This is a genomic window from Acrocarpospora phusangensis, assembly GCF_016862995.1.
Taxonomy (GTDB): Bacteria; Actinomycetota; Actinomycetes; order Streptosporangiales; family Streptosporangiaceae; genus Acrocarpospora; species Acrocarpospora phusangensis.
Map to the genome: position 1 here is coordinate 203,187 of NZ_BOOA01000001.1, position 16,870 is coordinate 220,056.

Below are 16,870 nucleotides of genomic sequence, written 5' to 3' on the forward strand. Positions count from 1 at the left end.
CGGAGGTGGCTATGGCGAGCGTTGTCATCATCGGCGCCGGTGTGGTGGGCGCGGCGCTCGCCGACGAGCTGTCCCTGCGCGGCTGGACCGACGTGACCGTGGTCGACCAGGGCGACGTGCCCGCGACCGGCGGTTCCTCCTCGCACGCTCCCGGGCTGGTCTTCCAGACCAACGGCTCGAAGGCGATGGCCGAGATGGCCCGCTACACGGTCGAGAAGTTCGTCGAGCTGGGGACGTTCCTCCAGGTCGGCGGCCTGGAGGTGGCCACCACGCCGGAGCGGCTGCGGGAGCTGCGCCGGCGGCACGGGTGGGCCACCGCGTGGGGCCTGGAGGCGGAGCTGCTGAGCCCGGCCGAGTGCGCGGCCCGGCATCCGCTGCTGGACCCCGAGCGGGTGCTCGGCGGGCTGTTCCTGCGCACCGACGGGCTGGCGCTGGCCGTGCCGGCGGTGGCGGCGCAGCTGGACAGAGCGCAGGCCCGGGGTGTGCGGGTGCTCCCCCGGCACGAGGTCCTGGACGTGCTCTCCGCGGACGGGCGGGTCACCGGCGTCCTCACCGACCAGGGCGAAATATCAGCGGATATCGTGGTCTGCTGTGCGGGGATCTGGGGTCCCCGGGTGGCGCGCATGGCCGGCATGGAGCTGCCGCTGACGCCGCTGGCCCACCAGCTCGCGTGGACCGGCAGGCTGCCGGAACTGGACGCGGACGCGACCGCGAGCCTGCCGATCCTGCGGCACCAGGACGCAGACCTCTACTACCGCGACCGGAACGGCACGCTCGGGGTCGGCTACTACGGCCACCGGCCGATGCCCGTCTCCGCCGACGACATCCTGTCCGTGGACGCCGCCGAGGTGATGCCCTCGCTGCTGGCCTTCACCCCGGACGACTTCGCCGACGCCTGGACCGAGACGCAGTCCCTGCTGCCCGCCACCCGGAACGCGAAGGTGGAGGAAGGGGTCAACGGGCTCTTCTCCTTCACCACCGACAACATGCCGCTGATGGGCGAGTCCCGGGACGTCCGGGGCTTCTGGGTGGCCGAGGCGGTGTGGGTGACGCACTCGGCGGGCGTCGGGCGCGCGATGGCCGAATGGCTCGTGGACGGGCACTCCACCGTGGACCTGCACGAATGCGACGTCAACCGGTTCGAGCCCCACCAGCTCGCCCCCGCGTACGTGGTGGCCCGCGGGTGCCAGAACTACGTCGAGGTCTACGACATCATCCATCCGCTCCAGCCCATGGAGGACCCCCGCCCGCTCCGCACCAGCCCCTTCCACGTACGGCAGCGCGAACTCGGCGCGTACTTCCTGGAGGCCTCCGGCTGGGAACGCCCCCACTGGTACGCCGCCAACGAGACGCTCCCCGCCCCCGCCGTCACCCCCGACGCGTGGGCCTCCCGGTACTGGTCCCCCATCGTCGGCGCGGAGGCCAGGGCCACCCGGGAGGGGGTCGCCCTCTACGACATGACCGCGCTGAAGCGGCTGGAGGTGAGCGGCCCCGGCGCGACGGCGTTCCTGGGGCGGCTGACCACCGGCGACGTGGCCAAGTCGGTCGGGTCCGTGACGTACTGCCTGCTGCTGGACGTGGACGGCGGGATCCGCAGCGACGTCACGGTGGCCAGGCTGGGCGCGGACCGCTACCAGGTCGGCGCGAACGGGGAGCTGGACCTGGACTGGTTCGAGCGGCATCGCCCGGCCGACGTGTTCGTCCGCGACGTCACGGCGGGCACCTGCTGCCTGGGCGTGTGGGGGCCACGCGCGCGGGAGCTGGTGCAGCCGCTCACGGACGTGGACCTGACCGCGCTCCGCTACTTCCGGGCCGCCCGGGGATACATCGGGAATGTCCCGGCGACCCTGCTGCGGCTGTCGTACGTCGGGGAACTCGGCTGGGAGGTCTACACCAGCGCCGACATGGGGCTCAAGCTGTGGGACACGCTCCTGCGGGAGGGCGCGGTGGCGGCGGGCCGGGGCGCGTTCGCGAGCCTGCGGCTGGAGAAGGGCTACCGCTCCTTCGGGACGGACATGACCTTCGAGCACGATCCGTACGAGGCGGGCCTGGGGTTCGCGGTCAAGCTGGGCAAGGGCGACTTCATCGGCAGGGACGCGCTCCTGGAACGCAAGGAGTCGGTGCGCAGGAAGCTGACCTGCCTGCTGCTGGACGAGGGGCACACCACGGTCATGGGCAAGGAGCCCGTCTACCACGACGGCCGACCGGCCGGTTACGTCACCAGCGCCGCCTACGGCTACACGATCGGCCGGGGCATCGCGTACGCCTGGCTGCCCGCCGAGCTGTCCGTGCCGGGCACGGCGGTGCGGATCGGCTACTTCGACCAGCTGGTGGACGCGGTCGTCGCGGCGGAGCCCCTGTTCGATCCGGCCATGGAACGCCTGCGCGGATAGAGAGGCAATGATGCATCCGGATCGTTTGTGGCGGTCGGCGGAGCCGCGGAAGTCCTACGAGGTGGTCATCGTGGGCGCGGGCGGCCACGGCCTGGCCACCGCCTACTATCTCGCGAAAAATCATGGCATCACGGATGTGGCGGTGCTGGAGCGCGGCTGGCTGGCCGGCGGGAACATGGCCAGGAACACCACCATCATCCGGTCCAACTACCTGTGGGACGAGAGCGCGGGCATCTACGAGCACGCGCTCAAGCTCTGGGAGGGCCTGGAGGAGGACCTCGGCTATCCGCTGCTGTTCAGCCAGCGCGGCGTGCTCAACCTGGCGCACAGCCTCCAGGACGTGCGCGACGGCGTACGGCGGGTGGAGGCCAACCGGGTCAACGGCGTGGACGCGGAGTGGCTGGACCCGGCCGGGGTCAAGGAGGTCTGCCCGATCGTGGAGGTCAGCCCCGAGGTGCGGTACCCCGTGCTCGGCGCCACCTACCAGCCGCGCGCGGGCATCGCCAAGCACGACAACGTGGCCTGGGCGCTCGCCACGGCCGCCTCCGCCCTGGGCGTGGACTTCATCGAGCACTGCGAGGTGACCGGGATCGAGGTGAGCGGCGGCCGGGCGGTCGCGGTCGACACCGTACGCGGACGGATCGCCGCGAACCGGATCGCGCTGTCCGCCGCCGGGCACACCTCGGTGGTCGCCGCGACGGCCGGCATCGACCTGCCGCTGCAGACGCACCCGCTCCAGGCGCTGGTCTCCGAGCTCCTCGAACCCGTGCACCCGACGGTCGTCATGTCGAACGCGGTGCACGTCTACGTGAGCCAGGCGCACAAGGGCGAACTGGTCATGGGGGCGGGCATCGACGCCGCCAACTCGTACCGCCGCCGGGGGGCGTTCCACATCATCGAACGCCAGATGGCCGCCGCGCTCGAACTGTTCCCGGTGTTCGCGCGGGCGCACGTGCTCAGGACGTGGGGCGGGATCGTGGACGTCTCCCCCGACGCGTCGCCCGTCATCGGGCTGAGTCCGGTGGAGAACCTCTACCTCAACTGCGGCTGGGGCACGGGCGGCTTCAAGGCCACCCCCGGCGTCGGCTGGTGCTACGCCCACACGATCGCCCACGACGAACCCCACCCGCTGGTGGCGCCCTTCACCCTCGACCGGTTCACCACCGGGGCCCTGGTGGACGAGCACGGCGCCGCCGCCGTGGCCCACTGAGAGCCCCCCCAGAGAAACCTCCTGAGATGCCCCCGAGATACCCCCGAGATTCCCACGGAGAAACCACGCCGATGACGCCGCCGATGGCCGCCGACGGTGACGCTCAGGTGAACGACACCGGCGAATCCGTTCTCCCGGCAAAACCCTGTTCTTTCCGCGGAGGCACGTGTTGCTCCTGATTCCCTGCCCCTGGTGTGGGGCGCGTGACGAAGTCGAGTTTCATTACGGGGGGCAGGCTCACGTGGCTTATCCGGAGGACCCCTCGGCGCTTTCCGACGAGCAGTGGGGGCGGTATCTGTTCTTCCGGGAGAATCCGGAGGGGGATTTCGCCGAACGGTGGAGTCATTCGGCGGGATGCCGCCGCTGGTTCAATGTCGTACGGGACACCCGGAGTAATCGCATTAAGCACGTCTATCTCCCCGGCGAGCCCCGGCCGGTGACCCCATGAGCCGCCACCCGGAGCTGGGGAACATCGACCGGTCGCGGACGCTCCGGTTCGTCTTCGACGGCCGGGAGTACCACGGGCATCCCGGCGACACGCTCGCGTCGGCGCTGCTGGCCAACGGCGTGCGCCGGGTCGGCACGAGCACCCTGCTGGGCCGCCCCCGGGGGATCTTCTCCGCGGGGGCCGAGGAGCCCAACGCGGTGGTGCAGATCGAGGAACCCTTCCCCGAGCCGATGGTGCTCGCCACCACGACGGAGCTTTACGACGGGCTGGTGGCACGGAGCCTGTCCGGGCGCGGACGCCTCGCCGACCGGCCCGATCCGTGCCGCTACGACGCGGTCCACGCGCACTGCGACGTCCTGGTGGTCGGCGCGGGTCCCGCCGGCGCGGCGGCGGCCCGAGCGGCCGAAAGCACCGGAGCCCGCGTGATCATCGCCGACTCGGGACCTCCGGCGGCCGACCGGACGAGGGCGTACTCCGCGCCCGACCCCCACGGGCTGGGCACAGGTCCGCAGACCCGGGTGCTGGCGCGCACCACCGTGGTCGGCTACTACGACGACAACTACCTGGTCGCGGTGGAGCGCAGGACCGCGCACCTCGGCCTCGACGCGCCCCCGGACCTGGCCAGGGAGCGCGTGTGGCGGATCCGCGCCAAGCGTGTGGTCCTCGCCACGGGCGCGCACGAGCGGCCGATCGCCTTCGCCGGGAACGACCTGCCTGGCGTCATGCTCGCCGGCTCCGCCCGCACCTACCTCCACCGGTACGGCGTGCTCCCCGGCCACCGCGCGGTCGTCTTCACCACCAACGACAGCGCGTACGCCACCGCCCTCGACCTGGCGGCGGCCGGCCTGACGATCGCCGCGATCGCCGACTCCCGCCCGGAACCCGCACAGGACTGGGCGGACCGGGCCAGGGCCGCCGGCATCGAGGTCCTCGCCGGGCAACTGGTGACCGAGGCGCGCGGCGACGGCGAGGTCGCCTCCGTACTGGTCGGCACGCGCGAACTGCCCGCCGACCTGCTGCTGGTGTCGGGCGGCTGGAACCCGGTCGTGCACCTGTTCAGCCAGTCCGGCGGCACCCTGCGCTACGACGAGCGCCTCGGCGCGCTCGTGCCCGGCGAGTCGCCGCAGGCCGTCGAGGTCGTCGGCGCGGCCGGCGGTGACCTCGGCCACGGCAGTGGGGAGCCGCTCTGGTTCGTGCCCGCCGGCGACTACTCCCGCCACTTCGTGGACCTCCAGCGGGACGTGACCGTGGCCGACGTGTGGCGTGCCACCGGCGCGGGCCTCACCTCGGTCGAGCACGTCAAGCGCTACACGACCGCCGGCACCGCGCACGACCAGGGCAAGACCTCGGGCGCGCTGACCTCGGCCCTGGTCGCCCACGCCACCGGCGTCGCGCCGGGCGGGGCGGGCGTCACCACGTTCCGGGCGCCGTACCTGCCGGTGTCGTTCGCGGCGCTGGCCGGGCGGGACCGGGGAGCCCTGCACGACCCGGTGCGGATCACCGCGCTGCACGACTGGCATGCCGCCCGCGGCGCGCTCTTCGAGAACGTCGGCCAGTGGAGACGCCCCTGGTACTACCCGCGGGCGGGCGAGGACATGGCGGCGGCCGTGCTCCGCGAGTGCCGGGCCGCGCGGGAGCACGTCGCCGCGATGGACGCCTCCACGCTGGGCAAGATCGACGTCATCGGCCCCGACGCGGCCGAGTTCCTGGACCGCCTCTACACGAACCTGATGAGCTCCCTCGCGGTCGGCTCCATCAGGTACGGCGTGATGTGCCGCCCCGACGGCATGGTCTTCGACGACGGCACCGCCATCCGCCTCGCCGAGGACCACTACCTGATCACCACCACGACCGGCAACGCGGCGGCCGTGCTCGACTGGATGGAGGAGTGGCTCCAGACCGAATGGCCGGACCTGCGCGTCACCTGCACCTCCGTCACCGAGCAGTGGGCGACGGTGGCCCTGGTCGGCCCCGGCTCCCGCGCGGTCCTCGGCGACCTGGCCCCCGGCCTCGCGGTGGACAGGGCCGGCTTCCCGTTCATGACGTGGCGCGAGACCGAGGTCGCGGGCATCCCCGCCCGGGTCTGCCGCATCAGCTTCTCCGGCGAACTCGCCTACGAGATCAACGTCTCCTCCTGGTACGGCCTGAGCCTCTGGGAAGCCGTCATGTCCCGGGACGTCACCCCGTACGGCACGGAGACCATGCACGTGCTGCGGGCCGAGAAGGGCTACCCGATCGTCGGCCAGGACACCGACGGCACCACCACGCCCCAGGACCTGGGCATGGAGTGGATCGTCTCCAAGAAGAAGCCCGACTTCCTCGGCAAACGCTCCTTCACCCGCCGGGACACGGCCCGGCCCGACCGCCGCCGCCTGGTCGGCCTGCTCCCCCGCGATCCCGAGGCCCTGCTGCCGGAGGGGGCCGCCCTGCTGGCCGGGGACCGGATGGCCGGCCACGTCACGTCCAGCTACCCCAGCGCCGCCCTCGGCAGGACCTTCGCCCTCGCCCTGGTGTCCGGCACGCACACCACGCTGACCACCCGCTCCGGCGTGGCGGCCGACGTGACCTCGTCCGTCCTCTACGACCCGGGCAACACCCGCCGCGACGGCGCGGAGACGGAGACCGCGGCTCCCCCGGCCGGCGGTTTCGAGGCGCCCGTGCGCCGCAGCCCGCTGGCGGGCTTCGAAGCCGAGTTCGACGGGCTGCGCCTGGCCGAGGCACCGTTCCTGACCCAGGTCAACGTCCGGACCGGGACCCCGCTCACCCCGCCCGGCACGGCGGTCACGGACGGCGAGACGACCACCGTGTGGCTCGGCCCGGACGAGTGGCTGACCGTGGGCCCGGGCGCGGCGCGCGGGGTCGACGTCTCGGCGCAGCGGACCGCGATCAGGATCACCGGGCCCCGGGCGCGGGACCTGCTGGCGCACGGCTGCGCGCTCGATCTGCACCCGGACGTTTTCCCGCCCGGCAGGTGCGCGCAGACGCTGCTGGCCCGTACGCAGATCATTCTGATTGCCGAATCCGATGGCTTTCTGGTGCTTGTCCGGGCGTCGTTCGCCGCGTACCTCGGCGCCTGGCTATTGGACGCGGCCACCGAATTCTGAGGATGTACGTGGCTTGTGCCCCGTACGCAGCATGTTCGGCATCGAATGGAGACCTTCTTGGCCGATATTGACCACTATCAAGCGGTATCCAGCAGTAAAGCAGACCATGTCACGGTCGCTACGGCCGGGACCTGAGCCGATGGGCGGCCGGATGGTACGAGCGGTTTCCAGATCGCCCGCCCCCGTTCACGCGCGCGTCACTGAGCGAAGAGACGCAATCCCTAGTTTGTCCGGTGAAGCACTACTCGTTCCATCTGGAGATCTGCTGTGACCTCTGCACGACTGCCCCTCGCCGGCCTCTCGGCCGTTCTCATTTTCGGCGCCGTCGCGTGCGGCGCCGCGCCCGGCGCCACCGGCGCCTCCGGCTCTGCCGCGCCGAGCGGCGGCGGGGTGGACGCCAGGACCGCCACCTCGGCGGCCGACTTCGGCGGCCTGGACAAGCTGGTCGAGGCCGCCAACGCGGAGGGCCAGCTCCACGTGATCGCGCTCCCGCACAACTGGGCCAACTACGGCGAGATCATCGCCGCCTTCAAGGCCAAGTACCCCAAGATCACGATTGAGGAGGAGACCCCCGACGCCTCCTCCTCCGACGAGATCAACGCGGTGAAGACCCGCAAGGGCCAGGACCGCGCCCCCGACGTGCTCGACATCGGCCAGGCGTTCGCGGTGAGCGGCGCCGCCGAAGGGCTGTTCGCGCCGTACAAGGTGGCGAACTGGGACAAGATCCCCGAGGGTCAGAAGGAGCCGAGCGGGCTCTGGTTCAACGACTACGGCGGCTACGTCTCCATCGGCTGCGACGCCAAGAAGGTGGACCCCTGCCCGCAGACCTTCGCCGACCTGCTCAAGCCCGAGTACAAGGGCAAGGTCGCGATGAACGGCAACCCGACCAAGGCCGGCTCGGCCTTCGCCGGCGTGTACGCGGCCGCGCTGGCCAACGGCGGCTCCTTCGACGACATCACCCCCGGCATCGAGTTCTTCAAGAAGCTCAAGGACGCCGGCAACTTCAACCCCGTCGAGACCACCCCGGCCACGATCGAGAAGGGCGAGACCCAGATCAGCATCGACTGGGACTACAACAACGCCGCCTACGCGCCGATCATGGCCCCCAAGGGCCTGGACTGGAAGACCGTCATCCCCACCGACGGCAAGTACTTCCAGCTGTACGCGCAGGCGATCAACAAGGACGCCCCGCACCCGGCGGCGGCCCGCCTCTGGCAGGAGTTCCTCTACAGCCCCGAGGGCCAGAACCTGTACCTGAAGGGCTTCGCCCGCCCGGTGCTGCTGCCCGCGATGATCGCTGACGGCTCGGTGGACCAGGCCGCGTCGGCCGCGCTGCCCCCGGTCGACGGCACGCCCACGTTCCCGAGCGAGGAGCAGACCAAGAAGGCCCAGGAGGCGCTGGCGGCCGGCTGGGGCGCCGCGGTCGCGGGATGACCGTCGTGAAAGCCCGCCGTACCTGGGGGAAGGGGTGGGCGCCCGCCGTGCCCCTTCTCCTGGTGGTGGCCATCGCGTTCGGCATCCCCGCGGTGATGCTCGCCGTCGGCGCGTTCACCGTGAAGGGCGCGCCCGGCGAGCCCGGCTCGTACGGTTTCGACAACCTGGCGGCGAGCCTGCGGGAGCCGTACCTGGGGACGCTGCTGACGAGTGTGCGCCTGTCCGCGGTGGTCGCCGTGGCGGGCGCGCTGACCGGGACGTTCCTGGCGCACGCCGTGCTCACCTCGAAGAGTTCGGCGCTGCGTGAGGCCGTGCTGAGCGTGTCGGGGGTGCTGGCCAACTTCGGCGGCGTGCCGCTGGCCTTCATCTGGATCGCCACGCTCGGCAACTCCGGCGTGATCACCACCAGCCTGGGCCTCGGCTCGGGGCTGCTCTACAACTTCTGGGGCCTGGCCCTGGTCTACCTCTACTTCTCCATCCCGCTGATGGTGCTGGTGATCGCGCCGGCGCTGGAGGGCCTGCGCCCGCAGTGGCGGGAGGCCGCGCTGAACAACGGCGCGACCACCTGGCAGTTCTGGCGGCTGGTCGGCATCCCGGTGCTGGCCCCCGCGCTGCTGGGCGGCGTGGTCCTGCTGTTCGGCGGGGCGTTCGCCGCGTACGCGACGGCCGCCGCCATGGTGGGCGCCTCGGTGCCGCTGGTGACGCTGCAGATCGCGGACGCGCTGACCGGCAACGTGCTGGTCGGCTTCGAGAACGTGGCGCTGGCGCTGAGCCTGGACATGGTCGTCGTCGCCCTGCTGGTGATGGCCGTCTACCTGCCGCTGCAACGAAGGAGCTCACGATGGCTGCGGTGACGCCTGCCGCCACGCCGGCCCCCGCGGCGACCCCCGCAGGTCCACTGCCGGTGTCGGGCGGCGGCTGGGGCCGTCGCGTGGTGCTGCTGGTGGCGGCGGCGTACTTCCTGGTGCCGATGGTGATCGCGGTGACGTTCACCGTGTACAACGAGGCCCAGGGCTTCTCGCTCGGCGCGTACGGCAGGATCCTGACGGCGCCCGGCTTCGTGTCGAGCTTCCTGCAGTCGCTGGCGCTGGCGGCGGCCACCATCGTGCTCGTTCTCGTGCTCGTGCTGCCCGCCATGCTGGCGGTGCGGCTGGGTGCGCCCGGCCTGCGGCCGGTGCTGGAGACGATCACGACGCTGCCGCTGATCGTGCCGCCCATCACCTACGTGGTGGGCATCAGCACCTCGCTGCGGGAGGGCGCGGACGCGCTGGCGGCCACGCCGTTCTGGCAGACGCTCATCTCCCTGCAGGACGAGAACTTCCCGTTCGTGCTGGTCCTGGCGTACGTGGTGCTGGCCCTGCCGTTCGCCTACCGGTCGCTGGACGCGGGCCTGCGCGCGATGGACGTGGTCACCCTGGTCGAGGCGGCCAGGAACCTGGGCGCGTCCTGGCCGCAGGTGATGCTCCGGGTGATCATGCCCAACCTGCGGTCGGCGCTCGCCGGCGCCGCGTTCCTCACCCTGGCGCTGGTGCTCGGCGAGTACACCATCGCCGCGCTGCTCGGCTACCAGACGTTCCCGGTCTGGATCGTCACGATCTCCGGCAACGACGGGCAGCTGTCGGTGGCGCTCTCCATTCTCAGCCTGACCCTCATCTGGCTGCTCCTGCTCACGCTCTCCCGGGCCGGAAGGAAGAAATCATGACCGTCGAGTTCCGCGGGCTGCGGCGGACGTACGGGCAGACGGTCGCGCTGGACGGCCTGGACCTCACCGTCGAGCAGGGCGAGTTCATCGCGCTGCTCGGGCCCTCCGGCTGCGGCAAGACGACCGCGCTGCGCTGTGTGGCGGGGTTCGAGCGGCCGGACTCCGGGATGGTGCTGATCAACGGCAAGGACGTCACCCGGGTGCCGGCCAACCGCCGCGACGCCGGCATGGTGTTCCAGTCGTACTCGCTGTTCCCGAACCTGAACGCCCGCGACAACGTGTCGTTCGGCATGCGGGTGCGGGGCCGTCCGGTGGCCGAGCGGCACAGCCGGGCCGACGAGCTGCTCGACCTGGTCGGCCTGGCCGGCCGGGGCGACCGCTACCCGCACCAGCTGTCCGGCGGGCAGCAGCAGCGGGTGGCGCTGGCCCGCGCGCTGGCGCTCAAGCCGCAGGTGCTGCTGCTGGACGAGCCGCTGTCCGCGCTGGACGCCAAGGTCCGGGTGTCGCTCCGGGAGGAGATCCGCAGGCTCCAGCTGGAGCTGGGCATCACCACCGTGTTCGTCACCCACGACCAGGAGGAGGCCCTGTCGGTCGCCGACCGGGTCGCCGTGCTGAAGGACGGCCGCCTGGAGCAGGTGGGCGCGCCCGCCGAGATCTACGACCGCCCGGCCACGCCGTTCGTGGCCGAGTTCGTCGGCACCATGAACCACCTGCCCGGCCGGGTGACCGGCGATCGGGTGGAGGTGCTCGGCAAGCTCCTGCCCGTGGACGGCACCGCTCCCGGCGAGCTCGTGGACGTGCTCGTCCGGCCGGAGGCCGTCCTGGTCACCCCGGCCGAGTCCGGCTCCGCCCTCATCCTGGCCTCCTCGTTCCGCGGCTCCACCGCCCGCCTGCGCGTGCAGCTCGCCGACGACAGCCAGGTCCTCGCCGACGTCCCCGGCCACGACGCCGTACGGCTCGCGCCGGGCCTGCGCGTGGACGTCGGCGTGGTCGAACGCCCCGTCCTCGTCACCGCCCGCACCACCGCGACCAACCAGGAACCCGTGGCCACGGCGTAAGTCATCACCAGGTGCCGGCCGCCGACAACGGCGGCCGGCACCGCCATCCCCGGACACGAATCGCCTGACCAAACCCTCGCTCAGATCATGCGTCCCGAGAAAGACCGCTCCCGACGCCAGCGCGGCGAGAAGCGTCACCCCCGCTGACGGCGGCCGGCACCGCCATTCCCGGACGCCAATCACGTGACCAGAATCTCGATCAGGACATGCGTCCCGGGAAGCGCCGTTCTTGGCGCCGGTGCGGCGAGCAGCGTCGCCTGCGTCAACGGCGCCGGATAACGGCGAGAAACCAGACTTTCAGTCGTCTTCGGCGAGGGTGTCGGTGGCTTCGCGGCCGGCGTCGGTGGTGCGGCGGAGGAAGCCGGCGAGGAGTTCGAGTTCCGTGTCGTCGTAGCCGGTGCAGATGCGCGCCATGGCGGCGTTCAGGCCCTGGTAGAGGTGGGCCAGTTCGCCGTCCCGGTCGGGCAGTGCCCGGACGGCGACCGCGCGGCGGTCGGAGGCCTCGGGGGCGCGCTCGCGGACCACCCAGCCGTCGCGCTGGAGTCGGTCGATGATGCCGGTCACCGTGGCCGGGTGGAGACCGGCCCGGCGCGCGAGGGCGCTCGGGCTGAGCGGGCCGTGCCGGGTGATCAGGTCGAGGCAGTCGAGGTCCACGTCCTTGAGCCCGGCGTGCAGGCCGACGTGGTGGCTGAGCAGCGACAACTGGTTGCCGAGCTCGCGGAGCGACTCCTGGATCTCCCCAGTCAGCCGCCGCCGATGGCGAACCGCGACCTCAGATGATACGGAATCCATATGTTACGGCCCTCGTGTCGTATGACATACAGCGAAAAGGGTATCGCTCCACGGAGGGCACCGGCCAGACTCATGATCCACGGCGCCTACCGGCGGGAACCCCGGACGATCACGCGGAATCCGAGATCGGGAAACGCCCCTCAAGACCCCCGAGACGCCGCCACACAAAACCTTTATGTCGGCATTTGTCGGATATTTCGGACGCCAAGAACATTGCTGCCGCCTGTTGGAAAGGACCACTCTGAATATTTTTTCGGTGGTAAGTGGCCTCTTGACCTCACTCAGAGGCGACGCCAAGGTATTAGCGTTACCCGTCGCGCGCCCTCCGGCGCCTCGTTGATCTTCCCGCTGGTCGACGTCCGGGGAATTCACTGATCACCTTGGTGCGTGTCCCAGCTGCCCATTTGATGGCAACGCCCACACGCATGCCGGATATGTCGTGCTATGAAAGGGCCCTCCGTGAACCCGCAAAACCCTCAGTACCCACAAAACCCGCAGTACCCGCAGAATCCCCAGTACCCCCAGAATCCGCAGTACCCGCAGCAGCAGTACCCGTCCGAACAGCCCACCGTCCGCTACCAGCCGGGCCAGCCCACCCAGCCCGGCCAGCAGCAGGGCCAGTACCCCGGCCAGCAACAACCCCAGTACGGCCAGCAGCCCCAGTACGGCCAGCAAGGCCAGCACCCGGGCCAGCAGGGCCAGTACCCGGGCCAGCAGCCCGGCTACCCTCCGCAGCAGGGCTACCAGCAGAACCCCGGCCACGCGGGCATGCCCCAGGCCCCGCAGAAGACCCCGGTGACGCTCACGATCACCCTCATCGGCGCCCTGGTCGTGGCCCTGGCCAACCTGGTGAACGGCGTCATCTACCTGGTCTCCGGCGAGGACCTGCTGATCGAGCAGGCCAAGTCGCTGGGCCTCAGCGAGGAGCTGGTGCAGCTGGCGCTGGAGTCGGTGGACACCTCCATCGTGACGACCCGCGGCGTCATCTTCCTCGTCACCGGCCTCATCGTCGGCCTGCTGGCACTGGCGCTGCGCTCCGCCGCGACATGGGCCCGCGTGGTGCTGACCCTGTTCGCCCTCGGCTCGCTGCTGACCATGCTGATCGCCCTGAACGACAACCTCAGCTCCCTCATCGTGCTCCTCGCCTTCGCGAGCGGCCTGGCCGCGCTGACCGTCCTCATCACGATCTGGCTGCCCCCGACCAACCGGTACGCGAAGTACCGCAAGATGTCGGGCGCCTGAGCCTGGCGCCCTGACCGGCCGCCGCGGCATGCCCGCCATGCCGCGGCGACAGGACCGCGATCCAACGCGACCGCGATGCAACTGACCGCGATCCAACGCGACCGCGATCCAATGGGACCGCGATGCAAGTGACCGCGATGCAAGTGACCGCGAGGAATGGGATCGCGGCGCAAGGTCGGCGGTGAAATGTTCATCCACGATCGCGAGCCGACGCCGCGACCCGGCCGGACCACCCGCCCGACCTGCGGCTGAAGACCGGCGGCCACCCCGGGCCAGGACAGGACCGGGGGATGTCTTCTCGGCGGTCACGAGTTCCCCTAGCCTCGCGCGGGAGCGCTCCCACATTCCTCCCACGCGATCCTGGAAGGACCGTCGTGACCCGATCGCCTGGTCGGCGCCTGCACGCGTTCGTCGCGGGCTGTGCGGCCGCCGTACTCACCTTCACCGGCCTGACGGCCTCCTCGGCGCACGCCGAGATCATCGAGCACATCGACAACGGCACGTTCGACAGCGGCACCACCCCGTGGTGGTCCACCGGGAACACCCCGATCTCGGCCGTGGACGGCGAACTGTGCGCGCAGGTGCCCGGGGGCACCGCCAACCCCTGGGACGCCAGTCTCGGCCACAACGACATCACGCTGGCCGACGGCGACCCGTACACACTGACCTTCACGGCCTCCGCCAGCGCGCCGGTGACGGTGCGGGCGAACGTGCAGCTGAACGAGGCGCCGTTCAGCACCGCGATCTCCCGCGAGGTGGCCCTCACCACCACGCCGCAGACCTTCAGCTACGAGTTCGACAGCGCCCTGGACTCGGCCAACGGCACCTTCACCTTCCAGCTGGGCGGCGGCGCCTCGGCGTTCACGTTCTGCCTGGACGACGTCTCACTGACCAGCGACACCGACGCGGAGCCGCCCGCCGGCGGCCCGGAGCAGCTGGAGAACGGCGGCTTCGACGACGGTCTGGCCGGCTGGTTCACCTACGGCACCAACGCCACCAGCACCGCGGACGGGCGGCTGTGCACCACCGTCCCGGCCGGTCTGGCCAATCCGTGGGACGCCGGCATCGGGCAGAACGACGTGCCCCTCGTCAACGGCGCCAGCTACACCTTCTCGTTCGAGGCGTCCGCCTCGCCCGGCTCCTCGGTCAACGCCAACGTGCAGCTCGGCGACGCGCCGTTCACCTCCTTCTTCGGGCGTACGGTGCCGCTGACCGAGCAGACCCAGACCTTCGAGTACACCTTCACCGCGAGCGCGGACACCGAGCGGGCCCAGGTGGTCTTCCACGTGGGCGCCAACGCGGCCGAGTACCGGCTGTGCGTGGACGAGGTGTCGCTGCGCGGTGGCGAGGAGGAACCGCCGTACGTGCCGGACACCGGGCCGCGGGTCCGGGTGAACCAGGTCGGCTACCTGCCGCACGGCCCGAAGAACGCCACCGTGGTGACGGACGCCGTCGCGGCCCTGCCGTGGCAGCTCAAGAACGGCAGCGGCACCGTACTGGCCAGCGGGAACAGCACGCCGCGCGGCGTCGACCAGGCGTCGGGCCAGAACGTGCACACGATCGACTTCAGCTCCTACACGGGCACGGGGACCGGCCTCACGCTGGTCGCCGACGACCAGACCAGCTATCCGTTCGACATCTCCGCCGACGTCTACGACCAGCTGCGCTCCGACTCGCTCCAGTTCTTCGCGATCCAGCGCAGCGGCATCGCCATCGACGGCGCGCTGTTCGGCGCGCAGTACGCGCGACCGGCCGGCCACCTGGGCGTCGCGCCCAACCAGGGCGACACCGACGTGCCCTGCCAGCCGGGCGTCTGCGACTATCGCCTGGACGTGCGCGGCGGCTGGTACGACGCGGGCGACCACGGCAAGTACGTCGTCAACGGCGGCATCGCGGCCTACCAGCTGCTCAACACCTTCGAGCGGACCAAGACCGCGATCACCGGCTTCGGCGGCGCGGAGCTGGGCGACAGCACGCTGCGGGTGCCCGAGCGCGGCAACGGCGTGCCGGACGTCCTGGACGAGGCCCGCTGGGAGCTGGAGTTCCTGATGCGGATGCAGGTGCCGGTCGGCAAGCCGCTGGCGGGCATGGCGCACCACAAGATGCACGACCAGAACTGGACCGGCCTGCCCCTGCAGCCGGAGGACGACCCGCAGCTGCGCGAGCTGCACCCGCCGTCCACGGCGGCCACCCTCAACCTGGCGGCCACGGCCGCGCAGTGCGCCCGCCTGTTCGCCCGTTACGACGCCGCGTTCGCGGCCAAGTGCCTGACCTCGGCCAAGCGCGCCTGGACGGCCGCCAAGGCCAACCCGGCCAGGTACGCCGACCCGAACGACGGCAACGGCGGCGGCTCCTACAGCGACGGCGACGTGAGCGACGAGTTCTACTGGGCGGCGGCCGAGCTGTACCTGACCACCGGGGAGGCGGCCTACCTGACGGAGTTGCGGGCCTCGCCGCACCACACCGGCAACGTGTTCACCCAGACCGGCTTCGGCTGGCCGGCCACGGCGGCGCTGGGCCGGATGGACCTGGCCACCGTCCCGAGCGAGCTGCCCGCCGCGGAGCGCCAGCAGATCCGCCAGTCGGTGGCGACGGCCGCGGACGCGTACCTGGCCACGCTGGCCACCCAGGCGTACGGGCTGCCGCTGCCGGGCGGCGCGAACAACTACTTCTGGGGCTCCAACAGCAACATCATCAACAACGTGATCGTGCTGGCCACCGCGTACGACCTGACCAGGGACCGCAAGTACCAGGCCGGGGCCCTCCAGGGGATGGACTACATCTTCGGCAGGAACGCGCTCAACCACTCCTACGTCACCGGCTGGGGGGAGAAGAACCCGCAGAACCAGCACAGCCGGATCTTCGGCCACCAGCTCGACGAGACCCTGCCCAATCCCCCGGCGGGTTCGATCGCGGGCGGCGCCAACGCCAGCCTGGACGATCCGTACGCGTCGGGTCTGCTGTCGGGGTGCCGGCCGCAGTTTTGCTACGTGGACCACATCGAGTCGTACGCGACCAACGAGGTGGCCATCAACTGGAACTCGGCGCTCGGCTGGATCGCGTCGGCGCTGGCCGACCAGGGTGACGGCCGGGCTCCGGCGGCCGGGTCCTGCCGGGTGGACTACGTCCGGCACGGGCAGTGGGCCGGCGGGTTCACCTCGCAGGCCACGATCACCAACACCGGGACGACGCCGATCGACGGCTGGACGCTGCGGTGGGCGTGGATCGGCGACCAGAAGGTCACCGACCACTGGCTGACCTCGATCACGCAGACCGGGGCGTCGGTGGCGGCTGCCAACCTCAGCCACAACAAGAAGATCATGCCGGGCAGCACGGTCACGTTCGGCTTCCTCGGCGACAGCGCCGGCGGGGCGAACCCGACTCCCGGCCTGTTCACGCTGAACGGGAAGGCCTGCGCCTAGCGCTCGCCGTCACACGGCCGCGTCGTCTCAGGACGGCGCGGCCGTGCCCATTCGTCCCGAAATAT

At 71.1% G+C, this 16,870-nt stretch carries 11 protein-coding genes; 10 read left to right on the plus strand and 1 reads right to left on the minus strand.

The window, feature by feature from the left end; genetic code table 11:
* Positions 1 to 11: 11 nt before the first annotated feature.
* From Aph01nite_RS00875 to Aph01nite_RS00910, 8 genes are all read left to right on the plus strand, one after another.
* Complete coding sequence (locus Aph01nite_RS00875; protein WP_204038736.1) at positions 12 to 2,393, plus strand: GcvT family protein; 2,382 nt, start codon at positions 12 to 14, stop codon at positions 2,391 to 2,393.
* Positions 2,394 to 2,400: 7 nt separating this feature from the next.
* On the plus strand, positions 2,401 to 3,603 hold the full coding sequence (locus tag Aph01nite_RS00880; protein ID WP_204038737.1) for a sarcosine oxidase subunit beta family protein: 1,203 nt from the start codon (positions 2,401 to 2,403) through the stop codon (positions 3,601 to 3,603).
* Between the two features lie 169 nt (positions 3,604 to 3,772).
* Positions 3,773 to 4,051 carry a sarcosine oxidase subunit delta gene (locus Aph01nite_RS00885; RefSeq protein ID WP_204038797.1) on the plus strand — a complete coding sequence of 93 codons (279 nt, stop codon included), beginning with the start codon at positions 3,773 to 3,775 and terminating at the stop codon, positions 4,049 to 4,051.
* Positions 4,048 to 7,155, plus strand: a complete 3,108-nt coding sequence (locus Aph01nite_RS00890) for a 2Fe-2S iron-sulfur cluster-binding protein (protein ID WP_204038738.1) — start codon at positions 4,048 to 4,050, stop codon at positions 7,153 to 7,155. The genes Aph01nite_RS00885 and Aph01nite_RS00890 overlap by 4 nt, the downstream gene beginning before the upstream one ends.
* A 267-nt stretch (positions 7,156 to 7,422) precedes the next feature.
* Positions 7,423 to 8,589 (plus strand): ABC transporter substrate-binding protein, encoded by a 1,167-nt coding sequence (locus tag Aph01nite_RS00895; RefSeq protein ID WP_204038739.1) that lies wholly within the window; start codon positions 7,423 to 7,425, stop codon positions 8,587 to 8,589.
* On the plus strand, positions 8,586 to 9,443 hold the full coding sequence (locus Aph01nite_RS00900; RefSeq protein WP_204038740.1) for an ABC transporter permease: 858 nt from the start codon (positions 8,586 to 8,588) through the stop codon (positions 9,441 to 9,443). Before Aph01nite_RS00895 ends, Aph01nite_RS00900 begins: the two co-directional genes overlap by 4 nt.
* The gene (locus tag Aph01nite_RS00905; protein WP_204038741.1) at positions 9,431 to 10,291 is read left to right on the plus strand and encodes an ABC transporter permease; all 861 of its coding nucleotides are present in this window, start codon (positions 9,431 to 9,433) and stop codon (positions 10,289 to 10,291) included. The genes Aph01nite_RS00900 and Aph01nite_RS00905 overlap by 13 nt, the downstream gene beginning before the upstream one ends.
* The gene (locus Aph01nite_RS00910) at positions 10,288 to 11,349 is read left to right on the plus strand and encodes an ABC transporter ATP-binding protein (RefSeq protein WP_204038742.1); all 1,062 of its coding nucleotides are present in this window, start codon (positions 10,288 to 10,290) and stop codon (positions 11,347 to 11,349) included. The genes Aph01nite_RS00905 and Aph01nite_RS00910 overlap by 4 nt, the downstream gene beginning before the upstream one ends.
* Before the next feature lie 297 nt (positions 11,350 to 11,646).
* Here Aph01nite_RS00910 and Aph01nite_RS41965 read toward each other — a convergent pair whose 3' ends face one another.
* Positions 11,647 to 12,141: a MarR family winged helix-turn-helix transcriptional regulator gene (locus tag Aph01nite_RS41965; protein WP_204038743.1), complete on the minus strand. Its 495-nt coding sequence runs from the start codon at positions 12,139 to 12,141 to the stop codon at positions 11,647 to 11,649.
* A gap of 459 nt (positions 12,142 to 12,600) precedes the next feature.
* On the opposite strand from Aph01nite_RS41965, the gene Aph01nite_RS00920 reads away from it, so the two are divergent.
* Together Aph01nite_RS00920 and Aph01nite_RS00925 are read left to right on the plus strand one after the other, a co-directional pair.
* Positions 12,601 to 13,383 carry a hypothetical protein gene (locus Aph01nite_RS00920; RefSeq protein WP_204038744.1) on the plus strand — a complete coding sequence of 261 codons (783 nt, stop codon included), beginning with the start codon at positions 12,601 to 12,603 and terminating at the stop codon, positions 13,381 to 13,383.
* Positions 13,384 to 13,757: 374 nt separating this feature from the next.
* Positions 13,758 to 16,805, plus strand: coding sequence for a glycoside hydrolase family 9 protein (locus Aph01nite_RS00925; RefSeq protein WP_204038745.1), 3,048 nt, complete (start codon positions 13,758 to 13,760; stop codon positions 16,803 to 16,805).
* Positions 16,806 to 16,870: the final 65 nt, after the last annotated feature.

What these genes read in the sequence shown, in the direction of transcription:
- Aph01nite_RS00910 (WP_204038742.1), top strand. Translation starts at nt 10,288, where the DNA reads ATGACCGTCGAGTTCCGCGGGCTGCGGCGGACGTACGGGCAGACGGTC.
- Aph01nite_RS00900 (WP_204038740.1), top strand. Translation starts at nt 8,586, where the DNA reads ATGACCGTCGTGAAAGCCCGCCGTACCTGGGGGAAGGGGTGGGCGCCC.
- Aph01nite_RS41965 (WP_204038743.1), bottom strand. Translation starts at nt 12,141, where the DNA reads ATGGATTCCGTATCATCTGAGGTCGCGGTTCGCCATCGGCGGCGGCTG.
- Aph01nite_RS00890 (WP_204038738.1), top strand. Translation starts at nt 4,048, where the DNA reads ATGAGCCGCCACCCGGAGCTGGGGAACATCGACCGGTCGCGGACGCTC.
- Aph01nite_RS00880 (WP_204038737.1), top strand. Translation starts at nt 2,401, where the DNA reads ATGATGCATCCGGATCGTTTGTGGCGGTCGGCGGAGCCGCGGAAGTCC.
- Aph01nite_RS00905 (WP_204038741.1), top strand. Translation starts at nt 9,431, where the DNA reads ATGGCTGCGGTGACGCCTGCCGCCACGCCGGCCCCCGCGGCGACCCCC.
- Aph01nite_RS00875 (WP_204038736.1), top strand. Translation starts at nt 12, where the DNA reads ATGGCGAGCGTTGTCATCATCGGCGCCGGTGTGGTGGGCGCGGCGCTC.